23 protein-coding genes are annotated in these 22,382 nt (G+C 40.7%); 8 read left to right on the top strand and 15 right to left on the bottom strand.

The window, feature by feature from the left end; genetic code table 11:
• The 4 genes from ABNR88_RS03700 to ABNR88_RS03715 form a co-directional block, all read right to left on the bottom strand.
• A partial coding sequence (locus ABNR88_RS03700; protein ID WP_348670074.1) for a glutaredoxin domain-containing protein occupies positions 1–164 on the bottom strand: 164 nt, incomplete at its 3' end.
• A 2-nt stretch (positions 165–166) separates the two neighbouring features.
• On the bottom strand, positions 167–1,243 hold the full coding sequence (gene leuB / locus ABNR88_RS03705) for a 3-isopropylmalate dehydrogenase (RefSeq protein WP_348670076.1): 1,077 nt from the start codon (positions 1,241–1,243) through the stop codon (positions 167–169).
• Between the two features lie 37 nt (positions 1,244–1,280).
• Positions 1,281–1,445, bottom strand: a complete 165-nt coding sequence (locus ABNR88_RS03710) for a rubredoxin (protein WP_291927128.1) — start codon at positions 1,443–1,445, stop codon at positions 1,281–1,283.
• A 72-nt stretch (positions 1,446–1,517) separates the two neighbouring features.
• Complete coding sequence (locus tag ABNR88_RS03715) at positions 1,518–2,117, bottom strand: peroxiredoxin (protein WP_291927125.1); 600 nt, start codon at positions 2,115–2,117, stop codon at positions 1,518–1,520.
• A 130-nt stretch (positions 2,118–2,247) separates the two neighbouring features.
• On the opposite strand from ABNR88_RS03715, the gene cysS reads away from it, so the two are divergent.
• Positions 2,248–3,636, top strand: a complete 1,389-nt coding sequence (gene cysS / locus ABNR88_RS03720) for a cysteine--tRNA ligase (RefSeq protein WP_348670063.1) — start codon at positions 2,248–2,250, stop codon at positions 3,634–3,636.
• Positions 3,611–4,327 (top strand): GMP/IMP nucleotidase, encoded by a 717-nt coding sequence (gene yrfG, locus ABNR88_RS03725; RefSeq protein WP_291927118.1) that lies wholly within the window; start codon positions 3,611–3,613, stop codon positions 4,325–4,327. Before cysS ends, yrfG begins: the two co-directional genes overlap by 26 nt.
• Before the next feature lie 48 nt (positions 4,328–4,375).
• Here the strand turns inward: yrfG and ABNR88_RS03730 are convergent, their stop codons facing one another.
• Entirely contained in the window at positions 4,376–4,780 is a 405-nt protein-coding gene (locus ABNR88_RS03730; protein ID WP_291927115.1) for an SCP-2 sterol transfer family protein, read from the bottom strand.
• Positions 4,781–4,976: 196 nt separating this feature from the next.
• Here ABNR88_RS03730 and ABNR88_RS03735 point away from each other — a divergent pair, with 196 nt between their 5' ends.
• From ABNR88_RS03735 to ABNR88_RS03755, 5 genes are all read left to right on the top strand, one after another.
• The gene (locus ABNR88_RS03735; protein ID WP_291927112.1) at positions 4,977–5,459 is read left to right on the top strand and encodes a metallophosphoesterase family protein; all 483 of its coding nucleotides are present in this window, start codon (positions 4,977–4,979) and stop codon (positions 5,457–5,459) included.
• A gap of 87 nt (positions 5,460–5,546) precedes the next feature.
• Positions 5,547–6,791, top strand: a complete 1,245-nt coding sequence (locus tag ABNR88_RS03740) for a 6-phosphofructokinase (protein WP_291927110.1) — start codon at positions 5,547–5,549, stop codon at positions 6,789–6,791.
• A 27-nt stretch (positions 6,792–6,818) separates the two neighbouring features.
• Complete coding sequence (gene adk, locus ABNR88_RS03745) at positions 6,819–7,469, top strand: adenylate kinase (protein ID WP_291927108.1); 651 nt, start codon at positions 6,819–6,821, stop codon at positions 7,467–7,469.
• Positions 7,470–7,555: 86 nt separating this feature from the next.
• Positions 7,556–8,719 carry a hypothetical protein gene (locus ABNR88_RS03750; RefSeq protein WP_291927105.1) on the top strand — a complete coding sequence of 388 codons (1,164 nt, stop codon included), beginning with the start codon at positions 7,556–7,558 and terminating at the stop codon, positions 8,717–8,719.
• A gap of 158 nt (positions 8,720–8,877) precedes the next feature.
• Positions 8,878–10,875, top strand: coding sequence for a sodium-translocating pyrophosphatase (locus tag ABNR88_RS03755; RefSeq protein ID WP_291927103.1), 1,998 nt, complete (start codon positions 8,878–8,880; stop codon positions 10,873–10,875).
• A 113-nt stretch (positions 10,876–10,988) separates the two neighbouring features.
• Here ABNR88_RS03755 and ABNR88_RS03760 read toward each other — a convergent pair whose 3' ends face one another.
• From ABNR88_RS03760 to lptC, 9 genes are all read right to left on the bottom strand, one after another.
• Positions 10,989–11,360 (bottom strand): hypothetical protein, encoded by a 372-nt coding sequence (locus ABNR88_RS03760; RefSeq protein WP_291927100.1) that lies wholly within the window; start codon positions 11,358–11,360, stop codon positions 10,989–10,991.
• A 4-nt stretch (positions 11,361–11,364) separates the two neighbouring features.
• Entirely contained in the window at positions 11,365–11,871 is a 507-nt protein-coding gene (locus tag ABNR88_RS03765) for a peptidylprolyl isomerase (RefSeq protein ID WP_291927097.1), read from the bottom strand.
• A gap of 5 nt (positions 11,872–11,876) precedes the next feature.
• Complete coding sequence (locus ABNR88_RS03770) at positions 11,877–12,242, bottom strand: hypothetical protein (protein WP_291927094.1); 366 nt, start codon at positions 12,240–12,242, stop codon at positions 11,877–11,879.
• Between the two features lie 165 nt (positions 12,243–12,407).
• A complete protein-coding gene (aprA, locus tag ABNR88_RS03775) occupies positions 12,408–14,303 on the bottom strand; it encodes an adenylyl-sulfate reductase subunit alpha (RefSeq protein WP_291927091.1) in 1,896 nt (631 codons plus the stop codon).
• On the bottom strand, positions 14,290–14,781 hold the full coding sequence (gene aprB / locus ABNR88_RS03780) for an adenylyl-sulfate reductase subunit beta (RefSeq protein WP_291927088.1): 492 nt from the start codon (positions 14,779–14,781) through the stop codon (positions 14,290–14,292). The genes aprA and aprB overlap by 14 nt, the downstream gene beginning before the upstream one ends.
• 27 nt (positions 14,782–14,808) lie before the next feature.
• Positions 14,809–15,696: an adenylylsulfate reductase gene (locus tag ABNR88_RS03785; protein ID WP_291927085.1), complete on the bottom strand. Its 888-nt coding sequence runs from the start codon at positions 15,694–15,696 to the stop codon at positions 14,809–14,811.
• Between the two features lie 190 nt (positions 15,697–15,886).
• Positions 15,887–17,095, bottom strand: coding sequence for a sulfate adenylyltransferase (gene sat, locus ABNR88_RS03790; RefSeq protein WP_291927083.1), 1,209 nt, complete (start codon positions 17,093–17,095; stop codon positions 15,887–15,889).
• A gap of 105 nt (positions 17,096–17,200) precedes the next feature.
• Positions 17,201–17,686, bottom strand: a complete 486-nt coding sequence (gene lptA / locus ABNR88_RS03795) for a lipopolysaccharide transport periplasmic protein LptA (RefSeq protein WP_291927080.1) — start codon at positions 17,684–17,686, stop codon at positions 17,201–17,203.
• Positions 17,679–18,629: an LPS export ABC transporter periplasmic protein LptC gene (gene lptC, locus ABNR88_RS03800; RefSeq protein WP_291927078.1), complete on the bottom strand. Its 951-nt coding sequence runs from the start codon at positions 18,627–18,629 to the stop codon at positions 17,679–17,681. Before lptC ends, lptA begins: the two co-directional genes overlap by 8 nt.
• 1 nt (position 18,630) lies before the next feature.
• Between lptC and thiE the strand changes: the two genes are divergently transcribed.
• The gene (thiE, locus tag ABNR88_RS03805; RefSeq protein WP_348670067.1) at positions 18,631–19,215 is read left to right on the top strand and encodes a thiamine phosphate synthase; all 585 of its coding nucleotides are present in this window, start codon (positions 18,631–18,633) and stop codon (positions 19,213–19,215) included.
• Here thiE and ABNR88_RS03810 read toward each other — a convergent pair.
• Positions 19,212–22,370 (bottom strand): UvrD-helicase domain-containing protein, encoded by a 3,159-nt coding sequence (locus tag ABNR88_RS03810; protein WP_348670069.1) that lies wholly within the window; start codon positions 22,368–22,370, stop codon positions 19,212–19,214. The genes thiE and ABNR88_RS03810 overlap by 4 nt on opposite strands.
• Positions 22,371–22,382 lie beyond the last annotated feature (12 nt).

Raw genomic sequence — 22,382 nt, forward strand, 5'->3', positions numbered from 1 at the left:
TGTGGAACCATTCTAGCGCCATTCGTTACTTTAGAAAACTCAGCCATATGCGCGCGATCATCATCAATGTATTTTTGCTCAAAAGGCAAATTCCACTTGTCTAGAAGCTCTTTGGTTTTGACGCAAATTGGGCAAGTATGAGTTGAGTAAACGACAATTTTCATGCTTATCCTTGAAGCGCTTCAACGACTAAATCACCGATTTTGCTTGTGCCGACAACGTTGTCGCCTTCAGCTGCAATGTCTGCTGTGCGGTAGCCCTGATCTAGCACTGTGTTTACTGCACCATCGATTTTGTCAGCCAACTCAACTTGGTCAAGTGAGTAGCGTAGCATCATTGAAACTGACAAAATTGTGGCTAGTGGGTTGGCAATATCTTGGCCAGCAATATCTGGTGCAGAGCCGTGAATTGGCTCGTACATACCAAAGCCATCTTTATTAAGAGATGCACTTGGCAACATACCAATAGAACCTGTAAGCATCGCTGCACAATCAGACAATACGTCACCAAATAAATTTGACGTTACCATAACGTCAAATTGCTTTGGCGCTCTAACGAGTTGCATGGCTGCGTTGTCCACATACATGTGAGAAAGTTCAACATCTGGGTAGTCTTTAGCCACCTCGATCATTACTTCGCGCCATAATTCACACACTTCTAACACATTGGCTTTATCGACCGAACAAACACGTTTGTCGCGTTTTTGCGCAATTTTGAAGGCTGAATGGCCAATACGACGGATTTCAGATTCTGAATAGGTTGCACTGTTAAAACCAAAGCGCTCACCATCACGAACTTCGATACCGCGTGGCTGGCCAAAGTAGATGCCAGACACTAATTCACGCACAATCATCAAATCTAGGCCTGAAACAATTTCTTCTTTCAAAGTTGAAGCGCTGGCTAGTTGTGGATACAAAATAGCGGGGCGAAGATTTGAGAATAAATCCATCTCTGCACGCAAACCTAATAGGCCACGCTCAGGACGAAGATCACGCTCTAATGCTTCCCATTGATAACCACCAACAGCACCTAATAAAATAGAATCACACTGTTGAGCAGCGTCTAATGTTGCTTGCGGCAGTGGCGAGCCAGTTTCATCATAAGCCGTGCCGCCAATGAGACCGTGCACTAACTCCATGTTCAGATTATTATTTGCGTTTAAATGGTTAATTACTTTAAGCGCCTGTTCAACAATCTCCTGACCAATGCCATCACCCGGCAACACCAATACTTTTGACATGATTCTTCCTTTTATTTAAATCTTAAAAAATGCTATTTTACTAGATTTCAACCATCTCAAATTGATCCTTGGTCACGCCACAATCAGGACAAACCCAATCTTCAGGTACATCACTCCATTTTGTACCAGGCTCAATTCCTTCTTTTGGAGAGCCTTTTTCCTCGTCGTAAACCCATCCACAAACTATACATTTAAATTTTTTCATTATTATTTCCTTTTGTTAAATACGTAAAAAAAGGGAGTAAGTCACTCCCTTTTTTGCCGAACTGGCTAAACGCTATAGATCATCAGCGTTTTTTGCCAAGTATTCAGCCACACCTGCTGGTGTATCTTTCATGCCTTCGTCACCCTTGTTCCAACCTGCAGGGCAAACTTCACCATAGGTTGTGTGGAAATCAAGCGCATCGACCATACGTAACATTTCATCAACATTACGACCTAATGGCAAGTCGTTAACCACTTGATGGCGCACAGTAAACTCTTCATCAATTAAGAATGAAGCGCGCAGCGCAATGCCTGCCGGGTGCACAATGCCGTAAGCTTCCATAATAGAATGATCTGTATCCGCTACCAATGGGAAATCAATAGGACCTAGGCCACCATCTGCTGGCTGTGTGTTACGCCAAGCGTTGTGAGTGAACTGTGAATCAACTGAAATGCCAACTACTTCAACGCCTTTCTCAGCAAATTGCGCTACACGGTGGTGGTGTGCTAGAATTTCTGAAGGGCAAACAAAAGTAAAATCTAGTGGATAAAAGAACACCATGATTTTTTTGCCTTTCAGGCTAGATAATGTAAATTCATCAACAATTGTGCCATCTGCTAATACTGCTGCTGCCGTGAAATCGGGTGCTTGTTGTGTTACTAAAACGCTCATACTTCTCTCCAATAAATAATCTATAAAACCCGTTGATTATACAACGATGAAACCTTGTATATCTTATAAAAAATAAGGGTTTAGCGATGACAAGCTGAAATGCAAGCAAATACTCACGTAAAATATCAACATGCTTAAAATCTACAATACACTCAGTAAACAAAAAGAAGTTTTCCACCCTATCGATCCTGAAAAAATAGGCATGTATGTCTGTGGCATGACGGTCTATGATTATTGTCATATGGGGCATGCTCGTGTTTTGGTGATGTTTGATGTTATTACTCGCCACCTTAGGCGCCAGTTTCCCAGTGTTACTTATGTGCGAAATATTACCGATATTGATGACAAAATTATCGCTAGGGCGATTGAGAATGGTGAAGACATTTATAGTCTGACGAACCGTTTTATTGATGCTATGCATGAAGATGAGCGTGCACTTGGCATACTGCCGCCTGACATTGAGCCACGTGCAACTGACGCCATGGATCAGATGTTTTACATGATTAAAACTCTAATAGAAAAAGGCATTGCCTATCAGGCAAAAAATGGCGACGTGTATTATTCGGTACGCAAGTTTTCAGGATACGGACAACTCAGCGGCAAAAATCTAGATGATTTAGAAGCAGGTGCAAGAGTTGATATAGATTCTGACAAAAAAGACCCACTAGATTTTGTTCTTTGGAAAATGGCCAAGCCTAGCGAGCCTAGCTGGACATCCCCTTGGGGAGATGGCCGCCCAGGTTGGCATATCGAATGTTCGGCTATGTCTACACATCACCTAGGCAAACATTTTGATATTCACGGAGGCGGAATGGATTTATCCTTCCCGCATCATGAAAATGAAATTGCTCAATCTGAAGGCGCTAACAATTGCACATTTGTTAATACTTGGATGCATGTTGGTTTTGTCAATATTAATGATGAAAAAATGAGCAAATCGCTGAATAATTTTTTCACCATTCGTGGCGTTTTGGAAAGCTTCGATGGCGAAACTCTGCGCTACTTCATTATGAGCTCGCATTATCGCTCGCCACTCAACTTTTCAGATGCCAACCTTAACAATGCCAAGTCTTCTCTTACTCGTCTATACACAGCGATTCGAGGATTGCACGCGAGTGATGCAGCACTGAATGAAGTCTCTCAGCGCTTTGATTTTGAAACACGTTTCAACGAAGCACTAGATGATGATTTCAATACGCCAATTGCTCTTAGCATACTATTTGAATTAGCAAAATTAATTAATTCTGAGCGTAGCAAAGATATTGACCAAGCCAATGCCTTGGCTCAACTTCTAGTAAAATTAGGTGGCTATATTGGCATCTTACAAATGCAAGCAGATACCTTTCTAAAACAGGGTGTCGCTCTGTCTGATGAAGATATTGATAAGAAAATTAAACAACGTGACGAGGCCAAGGCTAATAAAGACTTTGCTACTTCTGATCAAATTCGAGATGAACTCACTGAACTGGGCATTGTTTTAGAGGATAGTGCAAATGGCACCAGCTGGCGCAGGGGATAATTCACGGAGGAAGGCAAGGCCTTCCTCCATTAACTGGTCTGAGATTGATACCATTCTGTTGGATATGGATGGCACCTTATTAGACCTTAATTTTGATTTGCATTTTTGGATGGAATATCTGCCTTTGGTGTATGCCAACAAGCACAATCTTACCCACCAGCAATCTAAAGATAAAATTTATCCAATGCTGGAAGCAGAGCAGGGTAATCTGCACTGGTATTGTTTGGATTATTGGCAAAAAATATTTAAATTAGATATTGCCAAACTTAAAGAGGATGTTTCTCATTTAATTCAAATTCATCCTTTTGTACTGGATTTTTTAACTCAGGCGAAACAACACAACAAGCGTATTTATTTAGTTACTAATGCACATCGAAAAACCTTGCAGCTTAAAATGCGAGTTACTAACTTAGAAAGCTATTTTGACGCCATCATCTCTTCACACGATTACAACATCGCTAAAGAAGAGCAAGGCTTTTGGCAGCAACTAGAGCAAGCTGTTGGCCTTGATAAAAGCAAGAGTATTTTCTTTGATGACTCTATTAGCGTGCTAAATTCTGCCAAAAAATTTGGCATCGGCACCGTTGTAGCCATTAGCAAGCCCAGCTCCAAAATTGAAACAAAGACTGTCAAAGGGTTTATTAATATTGAAACTTTTGAGCAAGCAACGCCTCTAAAGCATCACTCATAAAAAAACCCGTCTATTGACGGGTTTTAATTGATAACAACTGGTTAGTGATTACTCACCACCAATCGCACCCATTAATGCAAAACTTTTTACAAAAGGAGTTGCCATTCTCGGATCTTTGATCATCGCACCAAAGTCACCTGCTTCGAACTTTAACTTACCCATTGTAACTGCCATGCCCATTGATGCCATGCCTAATGGCTTATCCAACCATTTCATCCAATTTTTCTTATCGGCACGCATATCCCAATCAACACTCTCCCCATTGTAGTCACCTGCTTTAACGCATTTGCCACTTTCAACGACAAAAATACCCGTTGGTGTGCCATCGCCTTTAAAGCCACAAGCAATAGTTGAAGAGAAATCAATCTCTGCCAACTTACCACTCACCTCATCAGATGCGTTCCACTCATCTTTTAATTGATTCATCCATTCGTCTGAAAACAATACTGCCATACTAATCTCCTATTGTTAGCACTAAAAAAGGTAAGTAACTCTCAACCTCACCTTCTCTCCTCAAGTTTATTCATTTTATGAATGGCAATATTATGCCTATTAATAAGTGTCAAAACTGCTTATTTTTATACCAAAAATAAAACAAAATATCATCACTTGATTTTATATAAAAACAAGATAACGTATAATCTGACGCATGAACCTCCCTTTAAAAATTGGCATTCTTTCAGATACACACGGATCTATTCATCCGGGCATTGTCACTCTGGTTAATCAATGCGATATTATTGTGCATGCGGGGGATATTATCGATGAGAAAACTTTATTATTACTAAAGCCTAAACAGAGAACTGTTGCTGTACAAGGCAATAACGACACTCATTTAACTCAATTAAAAACTACCGAATTTATTGAATTACCCGGTGGCACATTGGTGGTTAATCATGGGCATACACTGGGTCGCCAGCCTTCGCACCCTTTGTTAAGAGAGGCTTACCCCAATGCCAAAATGATTGTCTATGGACATACGCACAAACAACTAATAGAGCAAGACTCATCCCCGTGGGTTGTTAATCCGGGCGCTGCAGGGGAAATACGCAATCATGGTGGCCCTAAATGCCTACTACTAACCATTGAGTCCGAGCAAAACTGGCAGTTAAAACCTTATAATTTTAACTAGTTATCAACAATGTCCTTAGTAAAAAATCAAGTATTTCACTATATGCAATGTATAATTGATGGCTTTTATAAGTAAACAGGAACGACAATGAAAAATGCTTTTTATGCACAATCAGGCGGTGTAACTGCAGTAATTAACTCTTCTGCATGCGGCGTAATTGAAACAGCTCGCAAATATCCAGAGAAAATCGGCAAAGTTTATGCTGGTCAAAATGGCATTATTGGTGCCTTAATGGAAAACTTAATTGACACATCTAAAGAGTCAGATGCTGATATTGCAGCACTTAAGCATACACCTTCAGGTGGTTTTGGCTCTTGTCGCTACAAAATGAAATCTTTAGAAGCTAACAAAGCAGAATACGAAAGACTAATCGAAGTATTTAAAGCTCATGATATTGGTTACTTCTTCTATAACGGTGGTGGCGATTCAGCTGATACTTGTTTAAAAGTTTCTCAGTTATCTGAGTCTATGGGGTACCCGATTCAAGCAATTCACGTACCTAAGACGGTTGACAACGATTTACCAGTAACAGACAACTGCCCAGGTTTTGGTTCAGTTGCTAAGTACATTGCAGTATCCACAATGGAAGCTAGTTTTGACGTAGCTTCAATGTGTGCCACTTCAACTAAAATTTTCGTACTTGAGGTTATGGGTCGTCATGCTGGTTGGATCGCTGCTGCAGGTGGTTTATTAGATGATTCAATTCCAGTGGTTATCTTATTCCCTGAAGTTAAATTTGATGAAGAGAAGTTCCTAGCTAAAGTTGACGCTAACGTTAAGAAATTTGGCTACTGTACAGTTGTTGTATCTGAAGGTACGCAATGGCCAGATGGCAGATTCTTAGCTGAGCAAGGTACTCGTGACGACTTTGGTCATGCACAATTAGGTGGTGCTGCTCCAGTTGTAGCTCAACTAATTAAAGATGCATTAGGCCATAAGTTCCACTGGGCTGTTGCTGACTACTTACAACGTGCTGCGCGCCATTTAGCGTCAGAATCTGATGTGGAACAAGCGTACGCATTAGGTGAAGCTGCAGTTGAGCTTGCTATGCAGGGCAAAAACTCAGTTATGCCAGCAATTATTCGTACATCAAACAACCCGTATACTTGGGAAATGGGCGTAGGTGAATTAAAAGATATTGCTAACGTTGAGAAGATGATGCCTATGGATTACATCTCTGAGGATGGTTTTGGTATTACTGATGCATGTCGCGAGTACTTACAGCCATTAATCGAAGGTGAAAACTACCCTCCATACAAGAATGGCCTTCCTGACTATGTGGTCATGAAAAAAGAAATGGTTGAGAGAAAGCTTCCAACTTTCGAAGTTTAGTTCACTCAAGTAAAAAGCGAGATAAACATGAACGTAATTTTATTAGGCCCTCCGGGCGCAGGCAAAGGCACTCAAGCAACTAATATCTGTGAAAAATATGACATTCCCCAGATTTCAACAGGTGATATGTTGCGTGGCGCAGTTAAAGCGGGCACACCTCTAGGCGTTGAAGCAAAAAAAGTAATGGACGCGGGTGGCTTGGTGTCTGATGATATTATCATTGGCTTAGTCAAAGAAAGGATTCAAGAAAATGACTGTGAAAATGGTTTTTTATTTGATGGCTTTCCACGTACTATTGCACAAGCAGAAGCGCTAAAAACTGACGGCGTCAAGATTGATTACGTTGTTGAAATCCAGGTGCCTGATGAGGATATCGTTGCCCGAATGTCGGGTCGTCGTGCGCATCTAGCTTCAGGTCGAACTTATCATGTTGTTTACAACCCGCCAAAGGTTGAGGGCATTGATGATATCACTGGCGAAGAGTTGGTGCAACGTGCCGATGACAATGAAGATACCGTGCGTTCACGTCTAGATGTTTATCATGAGCAAACTCAACCCTTGGTAGACTACTATCAAGCGTGGATGGGTAGTGACAATGCAGCCCCTAAATATGGCGCCGCTGTTGGTGTTGGATCGCTTGATGAAGTAAGAGATCGTGTTTATGCTCAACTAGGCTAAACGCTTACTTTTTCTACAAACTGGGGGCTTATGTCATTAAAGACATAAGCCCTTTTTTATAATTTACTTAACAAAACCTTACAACTATGACAATTGGCCCAAGACAAATAAACGTCCCTTTCAGACCTATTCCTTTAGATGTACCAGAGGGTATGAAGCCAAATGAGTTTTTCAACTCATCTGAAAATTTAAAAGACTTGGCACAAAACAACGGCCTATTAACTAATAGTGAAGATCTGCTACTCTACCGAAAGGCACTTGGACACTCAAATCTATTTGATTGCTCCATTATTTATAACACCTCAAAAAGTGTACTAAATCCGCTGGGCAGGCCTGTTAGACGAACTCAAGTACCTAACAACGTCAAAAATGTTTGGAACCGCATGAATCAAATTATCATGAGTTTCATGCTTGAAGAATTTCCAGATGCTGGCACGCATTTAGTCTTAGCAGGTGAAGCCTCTCTAGATTCAACCTGGCCGATTACTTCACCAGGCGTGCCGAGCATTCGCATGTTGCACAACCACTTTATCGTGTTTGACAAAAAACAATTGGAAAATGCTGAACTGTCAGATCCAAAAAACCCCAACTTAACCGATGGCGGTCAACATTCGCTTTTCGCTAATTATATGGAAGATGTTTATGCTGAATTCCAATCGAAACTTAATTTTGAAATTCTGAAGCCGGTCACTGGGGAATCATCCGGCCTATCTCTGACTGGCTACCCTCAGGGTTTACCAAGTTGGGAAGTTACTGGCGGCATTGATAGTCTTAAAAATGTGAAATTTTGGGATGAGTACGATTTAGTTTTGAAAGGATTTCTTGATTTCTATAGAACCTTCTTTGCTCAAGTGTCTTGTCGAAATTCTGCTGTACCTAAGGAAGCTTATTTCCCAGAATTAATTGAAAATACACTTTTATTTAATACCTGTTTTTTATCGGCAGCTAAAAAAGTCCGTGACAAATGTATTAAAGATGCAAAGTATGCTTCTTCTATTCGTTGGCAACCTGCTTTTAAACAACTTATCTATCGCAATGACGAAGGCAAGCTGATTGTTACCATCTCTCAAAACTCGATTGGTAATGCAATTACCGAGTTACTGGGTGTTGTTGTTAATCGAGTGCCTGACGCACAAGCCTATGAGAAAGCCGAGCCTGAGCTAATCAACAAACTACTAAAGCTACGATCCAGGTTGGTAGAGGCAGATCTAGGCTGTGGCATCAAGACTGATTATTGGGAGAAAGACTAAAAGCTTAACCTACATCAATTAATAGTAAAAAAATTAACTATTAATTCATATCATGAAAATTATTCTCTATAATCATTAGTTGAAAAAAAATACGGTGCGTTTGTATATTTAATACAAACGCTTTTTTACAACCAGACCTTCAAAAGGAGAAAGAGATAATGGATGTACTTCAAATGGCTATCGGAGCCTCAATTCTAGCTGTAATTTACGGCCTATACACCATGAGCTGGATTTATAAACAATCCCCAGGTTCAGACAAAATGAAAGAAATATCAGACGCAATTGCAGAAGGTGCAAAAGCCTACTTAAATCGTCAATACACAACCATCGCCATGGTTGGCGTTGTTTTATTAGTGGTTATTACTTACTTCCTAGGCGTTACTGTAGGTCTTGGCTTTTTAATTGGTGCTGTTCTATCTGGTGCAACAGGCTACATCGGCATGAATGTCTCTGTTAAATCAAATTCACGTACTGCTGAAGCGGCTAAAAATGGTGTCAATGCTGCTTTCCAAGTTGCCTTTAAAGGTGGCGCTGTAACAGGTATGTTAGTTGTTGGATTGGCACTCTTAGGTGTTGCCGGATTCTACGCAGGACTACTGTCTTACGGTGTTGTGCAGGCTGATGCATTACATGCATTGATCGGTCTTGCATTCGGTGGCTCATTAATCTCTATCTTTGCACGTTTAGGTGGCGGTATCTTTACTAAGGGTGCTGATGTTGGTGCTGATATCGTTGGTAAAGTTGAAGCTGGTATTCCAGAAGACGATCCACGTAATCCAGCGGTAATTGCTGATAACGTGGGTGATAACGTTGGCGACTGCGCAGGTATGGCAGCAGACTTATTTGAGACTTACGCGGTAACAATTGTTGCAACAATGATGCTTGCCGGTGTACTAGGCATGGGTAACGATGCTATTTTGTACCCACTAGCACTAGGTGCTGTTTCAATTATTGCATCGATTGTTGGCACGTTCTTCGTAAAAGTATCTGATGGTGGCTCTATTATGGGTGCACTATACAAAGGTTTGATTGTTTCTGCAGGTTTAGCAGCAGCAGCATTCTACTTTGTTACAGCTGACATGAACATGGGTATGGATTTATTCTATGCTTCATTAATTGGCTTGGCACTGACAGGTGTTATGGTTGTTGTTACGGAATATTACACTTCAACTGAACGCCCACCTGTACAGCACGTTGCTAGAGCATCGCTAACTGGTGATGGTACAAATGTTATTGCTGGCATTGGCTTATCAATGAAATCTACTGCGTTACCAGTATTAGCAGTCTGTGCAAGTATTTGGGCATCATTTGACTTAGCAGGCCTGTACGGTATTGCTATTGCAGCAACTGCCATGCTATCTATGACGGGTGTAATTGTAGCGTTAGATGCATATGGTCCGATTACGGATAATGCAGGTGGTATTGCTGAAATGGCAGAGCTTCCTGAAGAAATTCGTAATATTACTGATCCTTTAGATGCAGTGGGTAACACCACTAAAGCGGTAACAAAAGGTTATGCTATTGGTTCTGCTGGTCTTGCAGCCTTAGTATTGTTTGCTGATTTTACGCATGAGCTTGGTCAATTAGCACAGTTTAAGGATATTGCATTTGACTTATCTAACCATAAGGTAATTATTGGTCTATTCTTAGGTGGCTTAGTGCCATACCTATTTGGCGCAATGGCAATGGAAGCAGTTGGCCGTGCAGCGGGTGGTATTGTGAATGAAGTACGCCGTCAGTTCAAAGAAATGCCAGGCATTATGGATTACACGCAAAAGCCTGACTACTCTAAAGCAGTTGATATGCTAACCAAGTCGGCCATTAAAGAAATGATTTTACCTTCAATTCTTCCAATCTTATTCCCGGTAGCTGTAGGCTTACTATTAGGTGCTGAGGCATTAGGTGGATTGTTGATCGGATCTATTGCGACAGGTATCTTCGTGGCAATCTCAATGACTACCGGTGGTGGTGCTTGGGACAATGCCAAGAAGTACATTGAAGATGGTAATTTTGGTGGTAAAGGTTCAGATGCCCATAAGGCAGCAGTAACTGGTGATACTGTAGGTGACCCGTATAAAGATACGGCAGGTCCTGCAATTAACCCACTGATCAAGATTATCAACATCGTTGCAATCATGATTATTCCACTACTGTAATAATCGATTGATCAAAAAAAGGAGCGCATATGCGCTCCTTTTTTTTGTATAAAATTTAAGCTATAAAAAAGGCGTGCAACAGCACGCCTTTTTCTTATATTTAGTTAGCCAGCTTAAATACCAGTACCTTTATGAATTTGTACATTTAAGCCTTTGGTATTCTTAGTCAAGACAAAGTCGGCCTGTGCCTTAAGCAGCTTGTCTGTACACTCATGTAAGTCAGTGTACTCATCTTGGCCTGTATCAAAACGCTTATCTTTTAAGTAGTAGAAGAAGCTCTTGTACTTAAAATTATCAAGCTTAATAATAATAAAAGTTGAGTTTGGATCTTCCCAAACAGCTGCTGGAAATAAAGTAGGCTGCTCCTCACCCTCTTTAGTGATCTCAATGTCGGCCAAATGAACTTCTTTCTGTTCTTTACGCCAGCGATTATTCAAATTATTTTGAATCGTAGTTAATTCTGATTCGTTAAATTCAATACTCATATCACTATCCTTGGGTTAGGATGTCTTCAAGACTAGGCTCGGAATCAGTTGTACCACCTGCTTCCATCTCTTCAATAGTAGCATCACGCACTAGGGTAATTTCAAGCAAGAAATTCACATCACGCCCACACAAAGGATTGTTTCCATCAATGGTCACTGTCTCATCGTCAACTTTAGTTACCAGAAAGTCTTTTGGTTGACCATCCTTGTTTTCCATCACCACTTTAGTACCAATTTTTCGGTATTCTTGTGGCACATTTTCAATTTTATCAATAAAAACTAGCGCTTCATCACGAGGCCCATAAAGCTTCTCTACATCGATCTTAATCTCAATAATGTCGCCTTGCTCTCGACCTTCGAGTTCATTTAGAACATCCTTGCCAAGGACATCATTTGCACCATGTACATAGCCAACAGGGTATTCAATATTTGAAAATACGTTGCCAGTTTTACGATCAACTACTTTGTAGATTAACTCAACGTATTTGGACTCTTCAATAAAATCTGCCATAATCTTTAAAAAATGGTTGCGCCAAAAATCTTAACAACGTCGCCTTCATAGCCTAAAACCAAACGACCGAGGTATTCACCTTCTTTTTTACTGTTAAGCTTGCCATTATTGGTTTGTCTGTATAAAACAGTCACATGCTCACCACGACGAATCATGCCTAGGTAGTCAGCGCCTTTTTCCAAGCCTTTGGTTAGTTCACTACGAGCAAATTGCTTACCCATTTCAACTTCATTTGCACCACGCAAAAAATCTTCTGAGAAGTTGCGTGTAAAAGCGCCATAGTTCGCATTGTTAGAAAATTTTATTAGATCATCCCACATTGGGTGGGCGATGGCCAAAATCTCTTCGTCTGTCTTATCTATAATATTCATACTAATTGTTCCACTTTTTTTGCACCCTTTTAAGGGGTAATAAATTTACTTTTTTATCTATTGTAAGTCTTTTTATCAAAACCTACAATAGATAAAAAAGACCAAGCTGCAATAGGTTGGTCTTTTTATCAAAACAGAAATTTAAACTAAATCTCTATTTATTTTTTACTCTTCGTCGTTTACCAAATGGTAACAAGGCGCTTTAGCCATTGTGTACTCACCTGTAACACGATCACGATGAGAAACTGTCAATACATGCCAGTTTTCGTCATCAAGTTTCATCGCATCACCACGGTAATAGTAACCAGGCCATCTAGTTTCCTTACGGAAGAATGTATGCTGGAACACACACTCAGAAGTACGATGACGGTGTTTAAGCTCCCATGCACGCATTAACTGGTGAATGTCTTCAGCACCTAACTTCTCTAGATCTTCTTCCATGATAGACATTTTCTGCATACCCATGTTTAGAAGCTTGTCATTAGTCATGTAAGAAACTGTTACACCACCACAGTACTCATCCATAATCTTCTGTAGACGCTGTAAACCAGGCATCGGAAGAATATAGCTTGGAGAAACTGTACCAGCAACGATTTCATTACGGCCAATTCTGTAAGTCTCAAGTGGACGGTAAATTTCTTCTTTACGATCAGCAATTTGCTTATCAGAAACAACAATACCTTCACCTTTGCCGTCATCAAGATATTGACAAGCAGCTTTAGCAGCAAGACGACCTTCAGTAAATGAACCTGATGAGAATGCATGTGGTGTACCACCAACTGCATCACCTGCACCAAATAAACCTTCAACAGAAGTCATACGGTTGTAGCCCCAGAAGTACTCTTCAGGAGATAGATCCTCAGGACCTGAACACCATGCGCCACAAGCAGTTGCGTGTGAACCCATAACATACGGCTCAGAAGTCGTTAACTCAGGGTTAATAAACTTAGGATCGATATCAGTTGCAGCCCATAAAACAGCTTGACCAACAGTCATACCTAGGAAGTTTTCCCAACCAACTTCTTCTAAATGAGGGTCTTGGAATGCTTCCATTGTTACCATGTGAATTGGACCACGACCAGCATTCATTTCAGAAATAATTGCAGAAGTACGTAGACAAGTCGGAATTGGACGAGCAGAAACGTGAGACGCTTCAGTGTTCAAGTAGCGCTTGCCAACCATTTCCTCTAATGCAGGGAACCAGTTTGATTCATACTCTTCACCGTAACCATTTTGAGTGTAAGTGTGTAAGTGTAGGAAGTATGCGCCAACAGGACCATAACCATCTTTGAAACGTGCAAGAACGATACGGTTTTCCATTTGCGTCATCTTCGCACCAGCTTCGATCAATAGACCATAAGCAGAACCAGAAGACCACGGAGCGTACCAAACACGACCTGCACCTTCACCTACTGAACGAGGTTTAAAGATGTTAGAAGCACCACCAGCACCAACAATAGTTGCCTTAGATTTAAAGACGTGGTAGTTACCAGTACGTACGTTAAAACCAACACAACCTGCAACACGGTTATCTTGTGCATCGTCCATTAACAAGTGAGTAACCATAATACGGTTGTACACTTTGTCAGCTTGCTTAGTAGCAGCTTCAGCAACGATAGGCTTGTATGATTCACCATGAATCATGATCTGCCACTTACCTTCACGCATGTATGCGCCTTTAGCAAGACCTTCAGCATTTTCACGCTTAGGATCTTTCATTAAAGGTAAACCCCATTCTTCGAATTTATGAACTGCAGAGTCAACGTGTCTAGCCATGTCGAATAATAAATCTTCACGAACCATACCCATTAAGTCAATACGTGCATAACGTACGTGATCCTCAGGGTTGTTTTCGCCGAAACGAGTACCCATGTAACAGTTAATCGCGTATAAACCTTGAGCAACAGCACCTGAACGGTTGATGTTTGCTTTCTCAGCGATTACGATTTTCTTGTTACGACCCCAGTATCTAGCTTCATAAGCGGCACCAGTACCACCTAAGCCAGCACCAACAACAAGAATATCAATGTTGTCTTCTACAATAGTTTTATAGGCTTTCATGGTATTCTCCTCCAGCTTTTAATGATAGTTTGTTAGATTCTAATGTGTGTAAACCACCGTCATCCATACGGATGTACTTAGGTTCAAATGCTAGTAACTCAGAGTTACGCATTTCAGCACTAGGCTCTTCCAAGTCTCTAAAGTCTTGGATTTTAGTTCCCCATGGTTGTGTAGTGATCGGTGATAAGAAGTTCTTAACACGGCCGTCACGGAATTTAACTCTCCATGCGATCGTACCTTTCTCTTCATCACGAATAGTACGTACACTGTGACCAAGTGGTGCAAAGTCTGCATAACCACGTACGTCAATAGCTTGGTGTGGACATGCTTTTACACATGAGTAACACTCCCAACACATATTAGGTTCAATGTTATAAGCACGACGATATTTATCGTCAATGTGCATAATGTCAGATGGGCAGATATCTACACAATGTCCACAACCATCACAACGAGTCATATATACAAAAGTTGGCATATTATTTCCTCTCTTAATTAATTAATATTAGTAGTGCTTAGGCGCTTCGCGCTTAATACCTAGACCCATGTTCGCTGGTGCATCTACAAGAAGCTCCATTGAGTGTCTATTTTTCTGGAATTCATCATCCGCAGCAGTCTTTCCACCAGATCTAGTTTCGTGTGGTAAGTTCTCGTTAGTACCGTTAGCCTGAATAATGCGCTTGTTGTAAGCTGCCGCAGGTTTGAAGAACATGTGTGAGAATTTAGACCAGTAAACGCCACCAAATAATGATGCTGTAGAAAGGATCACTAACGCGAACCAAACACCTGTGCCGCCACCGTAGATTGACCAACCTAAAGCAGTTAACGATGTTGCCATTAAAGATAATGAGAACATGTCTTTTCTAAGTGTAACGCTATTCCAAGCAACACCTTCAGCTTGACCGTCAACTTTGAATGAGAACCAGAACCAGAAAGAGCCGATAAACAACATGATTGCACCAAGATTCCACACCATTGCCAGTGTAGCAGTAGACTCTTCACCAAAAATAATCATTGCAGTCGCTGCATTGAATAGGATGAAACCGTACATTGTCAAAATGTGAACCAAACGACGAACAGGGTTATGGAACTCACCAGCTGTTGCGATATCTGTCACTACTGTGCTAACTAAGATGCCAGCCTTGTCACCAGCACTAAGCTGAGTAAGTCTTGTATCTTCTTTACCAACTGAACACGGTGCATCACCTGCTGCTAGTTGTGCTTCTGCTTTTGCTGCTGCATTAAAGAAATACGTTGTACTTCCTTTATGGATCAAGTCAGCAATTGTCATAAGTACTACTAATGCAATCATGATGATTACATATGTTTGCATACTTTCGTATCCGATGCTTTCAACTAATGTGGCAATCGGGGTTGTATCGAAATTGATCATGGTTAAATCCTCCTTAGGTTAATCAATTACTTCTGTTTATGCTAATCTTTCAATTAGCGCTTTTTTACAGTCTTTTTCTATCTCAACGTTCGTTACGTTTTCGTCAAAATCCAACTATTATACTTATTTAAAAGTTTGGTTTCAAACAAAAGGCTCTTATTTGCTAAGAGCCTTTTGCCTGGTATTTGTATTACTTCGCTGAGTGTCCGCTTAACTTAACTTCCACTTTATCTTCTTCCTTGATCGTTGCGTAGTAAGCTTGCAATACTTTAGCCACTTCAGGACGTGAGAATTCTTGTGGAAGGTCTTCGCCATCTGAAAGCATCTTACGAACCTTTGTACCTGATAAAAGAACACGATCTTTAGCTTCGTGTGGGCACGTCTTCATTGAAGACATACCACCACACTCATGACACCAGAATGTCCAATCAATTTTCAGTGGTTGTGTTACTAGTGCATCTTCAGCAATTTCATCAAAGATATTATGTGCGTCGAATGGACCGTAGTAATCATCAACACCTGCATGATCACGACCTACAATTAGGTGTGAACAGCCGTAGTTTTGTCTAAATAATGCGTGCAATAGTGCCTCACGAGGACCTGCATAACGCATATCTAATGGGTAGCCAGATTGTAAGATTGTATTATCCACAAAGTAGTTTTCAATTAATACTGAAATTGCCTCTGAACGAACATCGGCAGGAATGTCACCTGCTTTAAGGCCGCCTAATACTGAGTGAATCATTACGCCATCACAAATCTCTACAGCGATTTTCGCTAAGTACTCGTGTGAACGGTGCATTGGGTTACGTGTTTGGAATGCTGCAACTGTTTTCCAGCCTTTCTCATCAAAGTAAGCACGAGTCTCAGCAGGTGTCATGTATAAGTCACCAAACTTAGCCGGGAAACCACCGTCTGATAAAACCTTGATAGGTCCAGCAAGATTGTACTGTCCTTGCGCCTTAACCATCACCACACCTGGGTGTGCATCTTCAGTAGTTTTAAATACTGTTTCGCACTCGTGATCTTTATCAATTGTGTACTTCTCAGTAACTGTCATCGTTGCGAGAATATCACCAGACTTACTACTAACCAATGCAACTTCATCGCCTGCTTTAACATCTTCGTCGTCAGTTGATAAGGTGACTGGAATTGGCCAAAACAAACCGTTAGCCATTGTCATATTGTCGCAAACACCTTGCCAGTCTGCCTTACCCATGAAACCTTCTAATGGATTGAAACCACCAATACCAAGCATTACTACATCGCCTTCTTCTCTAGATGAACACGTGATCTTCGGTAAAGACTCGGCTCTTGATAATTCTGCTGATAACGCATCGCCCGATAATGCTAATGCATTCAGCGTGTCACTACCATGTGGTGGGACTAATTTTGACATAGTACAATCCTATTTTATGTTTAAAGATAGAAAATTATACCTATTGTGCTTTTTTAAGCATGCTCGATATAGAGATACGTTTATATATCCCTAATGATATATAAGCTAAAGTTTGATTTTAAATCGAACTCTTTGTGCGCCATCTTTGGACTTATTGGCAATCACCTTATCATTTTTAATGTCGTAATCTAATGTACCGCCACTAAATGAATCAAAACCTTGAACAAGGTGAGCATGACCTCTTAAGTGCACTAACTCTTTTTGAATGAGGTAGGTAATGTTATCTGCTGTTGCCTCAATAAATCGTGATTGGCTTGGCTGACTTTGTTGATAGTGTGCGCGTTGTTTTTTGTCGCCTTTGGCAATTACTTTAGTGACCTCCGTCTGGTTGCTAAATAACTGTATTTTTTCTGCACTCAAAATTAGCGAGCCTTGAACTACGCTAGCTTTGCCTGTATAAACGCTAAGCCCTTGTTTTTCATCAATGAGTACGGTTTGCGCTTTAACTTTGATTGGTTGCGTAGCATCATCTGCTAAGGCTATCACCATAGTTGGTATTAGAAAAATAATAAAGCAAAGTCTATTAATCATATTGCCCTACCACGCCACCTGTAAATTTAATTTTTTGCCGACCTGCATCATAACGCATACCCTTGGCACGAATATCGGCCACATTTGACTGATAGTGAATGCCATTATCTGTCGTATACAACTGCTCACCATTCGACTGATTAACCGTGAGATCCTTGGTATCAATTCTTGATCCTGAATTTTGCAAAATATTAACCTGGCCAAACAGTTGAGTTACATCGCCTAGCATGTCCAAACCCTGGGCATAAATCTTATTTTCCGTAGATAAGTAGGTGGTTTTATTATCTGCATAATAATGTTTTTGATTATTAGACTGATCAATATATAAGTCTTTAGTTAGCATTTTTTGTCCGCTGTCTTGATGGATCACTGTATCACCGGTTAGCTTCATTTTGTCAGCCTTGGTTTGCATATGCATACCTTGAGATAAAATTTTGGCATTTTCACCCAGATAAGTCACTTTTTTATCGCTCACCAAGTCATCTGTTTTAGTATTAACCAGTAATTCCTGCGTGTTCATTTTATGGCTAACGCCATTACTGGACGATACATCAACCTGGCCCTTGAATTTAACCTCTCCTGTTTCCAAGTAATTGGCACGTTTGGAGGTTAGTATGTAGTTTTCCTCCCCTTGCTGGTCATAAGTAACCACTCTAGGGTTAATTAAAAGGGCTGGATTATTCTTAAAGTTATAATACTGATCTGCCTCAACAAAATGCGACAAACGCTGATGAGCATCAAACTCTTGCAAAGCAAAATGATCAATTTTTTCAACATAGGAAACCTCTTTTGACACTAACTCGTTATCCGTCAAGGGCTCTGGTTTTTTAGATTGCAGTATATCAAATGAATATGACAGCCCTCTCATCAAAAGCCACATGGTGGCAATAATCACTATAATAAAAGTCGTAATTAATAAGTTATGTCTTAATTGAAAATTCATTATGTCAAATTCAGTTGAAAAAATTCGTGGTATTTACGCCATTACACCTAACCAAATACTTGACATAAAGCTTATTGAGCAAGTCATTACTCAACACTCTATTGGTATTCTTCAATATCGTCATAAAACTAACAATACAGAAGTCAAACTCAACGAAGCTCAGCAATTACGTCAACTGTGTTCAGAGCATAATACTTTATTTATCATCAATGATGATATCAACCTAGCGCAAAAAGTTAACGCGGATGGCGTTCATCTTGGAAAAGAGGATGCATCGATTGCAACTGCTAGACAACATCTAGGTGAGAATGCCATCATTGGCGTGAGCTGTTATAACGATCTTAAACTTGCTCAATCAGCCGAGCAGCAAGGTGCAAGCTACGTGGCCTTTGGTGCACTATTCATTTCAAGCACCAAACCTGGCGCACCTGTTTGCTCACTTGATATTGTCACGCAAGCCAAACAAACGCTTAACATTCCTATCGTTGGCATTGGCGGGATAGATTTTAACAATCAACAGCAAGCTATTAATGCTGGCTGCGATTCAGTCGCCATGATTAATGCCTTATTTCAATCGAACGGCTAATTAATTTCTATAATTTGTTGCACACTAGGGCAGTACAAAGCGCAGTTGATGGTATTTGGATACACGCCTGATAAAACTTGTTTATAGAACAGCAGCTGCTTACTGTGCGCTTGCTTTTGTCGCTCAATAAACTGCTCAATAGACTCATGCTCTGCCAGGGTGGCAGTCTTGAAATCAATAATCCATAAAATATCGTCATCAATAAATAATCGATCAATAACAATACTGTGATTATCAACAACAAATTCAGCTTCAACTCGAGTCGATTCTCGAATTTTGAAAAGCCACTCAAACCGCGGATCACTTTGAGTATTTTTAAGCATATGTGTAATAAATTTTGCCTGCTGACTTAAATCCTGTTGAGCAAACCCCGCTTCAATTAGGCGCAATTTAATACTGACTTGCTCAGGTGAGAGCTGCTCTTGTTCATAATATTGATGCAGCAGTGTGCCCAACAAACTCTTAAATTGTAGCTCAGCACTCAGCTGAAAATCAATCTGCTCACTGGCTGAATCTTCCAGCTGCTGATAGTCTGGAAGATCTGTATAACGCACCAGTTTTGGCGCCTCTTTGGCAACTTGCTCATCCGCAATAATGGTTGGGCTAACTTGATCAAACTGCGACTGAAATTTTGAAGCTAGCAAGGCCAGCAAGGTATTTTTGCCCGCCTTATTGGCGTTGTTCAAAGTACCTAGCAAATGAACAGCCTGCTTAGCGCGCGTCATCGCAACGTACAGCAGGCGCAGGGTTTCGTTTTTATTTTGCTGAGATTCAACATGCTTAAGGTAGTCGTACGTTGCACCCTCCTTGGACTGTTCATAAGATTTCATTGGTGCCAATAGTAAAGATTGGTCAGCAGATTCTTGCAGATGAATAATCGGTGATTGATTGCTCTTTGAAGATTTTCCTAATCCAGGCATAATAACCCAATCAAACTCCAGGCCTTTAGACTCATGAATGGTCATCAGCTGAACACGAGCACTAGAACTAGGCGCATACAGCTCTGCTAACATTTGGCTAATGGTGGCCATATTAAGTTTTTGTTGCGACTCACACTCATGAATAATTTTCATAAACTGATCTTTAATCATTAGCTCTTTAACCGACAAACTCAGCTTTGGCATTAACTGATAAAGCGCAAATTCAAGCATCTGCACAAAGCTAAATCTTGCTCGCTGATAAACAACCTGATTCAAAGCATCAGCAACGTGCTGTGCACGCTTTACGCCATCTGCACTCATGTTTTTTAATACCTCTTGACTTCCAATGAGATCCAAGACAATTTGCTCATCATGTTGAGATAACACCAGCAAATCTTGCAAAAGTAGTCCGCACCAAGGTGCTCGTAACAAGCTAAGCCAGGCTGTTTTGTCGCCCAAGTGTAGTAAAGAACGTGTAAGAATTAACAAATCCTTAGTGAACAATTCTTCTTTAAGTGGTGTGGTTTTAAGCGACTCAAACTCAACCCCCGCCTGCTTTAAATTGGGCACAATATATTTTAGATGAGATCGACTTCTAACCAAAATTGCAATCCGTTTATCAGGATTTTTTTGAACAATGTCCAGGACAATTTGCGCCTCGCGCTCATCTTCTTGATAAGCACAAGGATACATCTGAATTGCCTGGTCATTATTCTGATTAGCAGCAATGGATGGCGAGTAACAAATAGCGCCTAAATACGCATCTTGTTGTTGAGGAAATATTTTGGAGAAAATCTCATTATTAGCCTCAACCACCGCCCTTGATGAGCGAAAATTAGTCGTTAGTTGTAAAAATTCTGGCTTAATGTTGGCAATACCTTGGGCGCGCACTTGCAAAAACAATCCCACTTGAGATTGTCTAAATAGATAAATCGATTGCATGGGGTCGCCCACCAAAAACAAGGTTTTGCCATCATCTGCCTGCCAATTTACAATCAACTTTTCAATCAGTGCAAACTGCGTACTGGAAGTATCCTGAAATTCATCAATCAATAGGTGCTGAATCTTGTAATCTAAAAATAAAGCGATATCACTTGTTTCATGTTCACTTAGCGCCTGATCAGCATCAAGTGCCACCTGAATAAAGTCAGTCGCTTGCTGTTCATTAAACAAAATGTTCAATTGGGCAACTGCAATTTTTAAGACTTGGGCAATATCATCCAGTGCTTGAATTTGCATGTCATCAAAATTTACATCTGGCAACTTATTAACATCACGCAGTAGTGCTTGCAAGGTTGGCTTGCCTGCCAGCTCAGCCAGTGTATCGAGCACTGTTTGCTTTTGAGCTTTTAGCTCTGGCGGAAAGCCATTAGCCTTGGTGAGTTTTTTACGCCAGTCGCCTGTAGCAGTAAGACACACATTGGCCAGATTTTTCCATTGGGTTAAGTCATTAACACTCGCAGCTGGCAGCTGGTCAATGCCAGCCACTTCTGCTTGCGTGTTATCACTCAATGCTGCGAAAAACTGAGCGTCAAAATATGGCTTGATCTGTGTTGATAACTGCTCTAAATGGCGATCAATAATAGCTGCTGCAGAATTTTCTAAATTTTTAATATTTAGCGTATTTTGCAAATAGAGCTTGTTTAACCACTGATCACGTTTTTTCAGCATAGAGGTAACTAACTGATAAAAACGATTCACATGATTATCAAGATATAACAGCGTGCTACGTACACACGTGCCAAACTCCTTAGAGTCTATACTTAATAAAGTTTGCTTGGCTGCTTGCAGATAGAAATCATCTTGTTGCCAAACTTGGGTAATAATTTGTTTATTGACCCAAGTTCCTGGCTGCGGGTATCGATTGGTAATGAGATTAGACAAGCCGTCAATAGTTGAGATTTTGAGTCGTTGTGGCATGTTAATTAAATCCCAGCCATGTGCGCTTGATTGCGCTAACACAGCCACCGCCAAATCATAGGTTATCTGCTTGTGCACCTGCTCTGGACGCGCGCCCGAGGCTAATTTAAGTGCGCCAATAACTCTCGCCTTTAGCTCGCTTACTGCTTTTTTTGTAAAGGTCATTGCCAAAACACTCTCTGGAGAGTCGCTAACAGACAAGAGTTGTAAATAACGCTGTGTCAGCAACTCAGTTTTTCCCGAGCCTGCTGGCGCCTGAATCAGGAAAGAACGTGTGACATCTAGAGCTTGAGATCTTTGCGCTTGGTCATCCATACTCAAAGCCTA

This window comes from uncultured Candidatus Thioglobus sp. (genome assembly GCF_963981275.1).
GTDB lineage: Bacteria > Pseudomonadota > Gammaproteobacteria > PS1 > Pseudothioglobaceae > Thioglobus_A.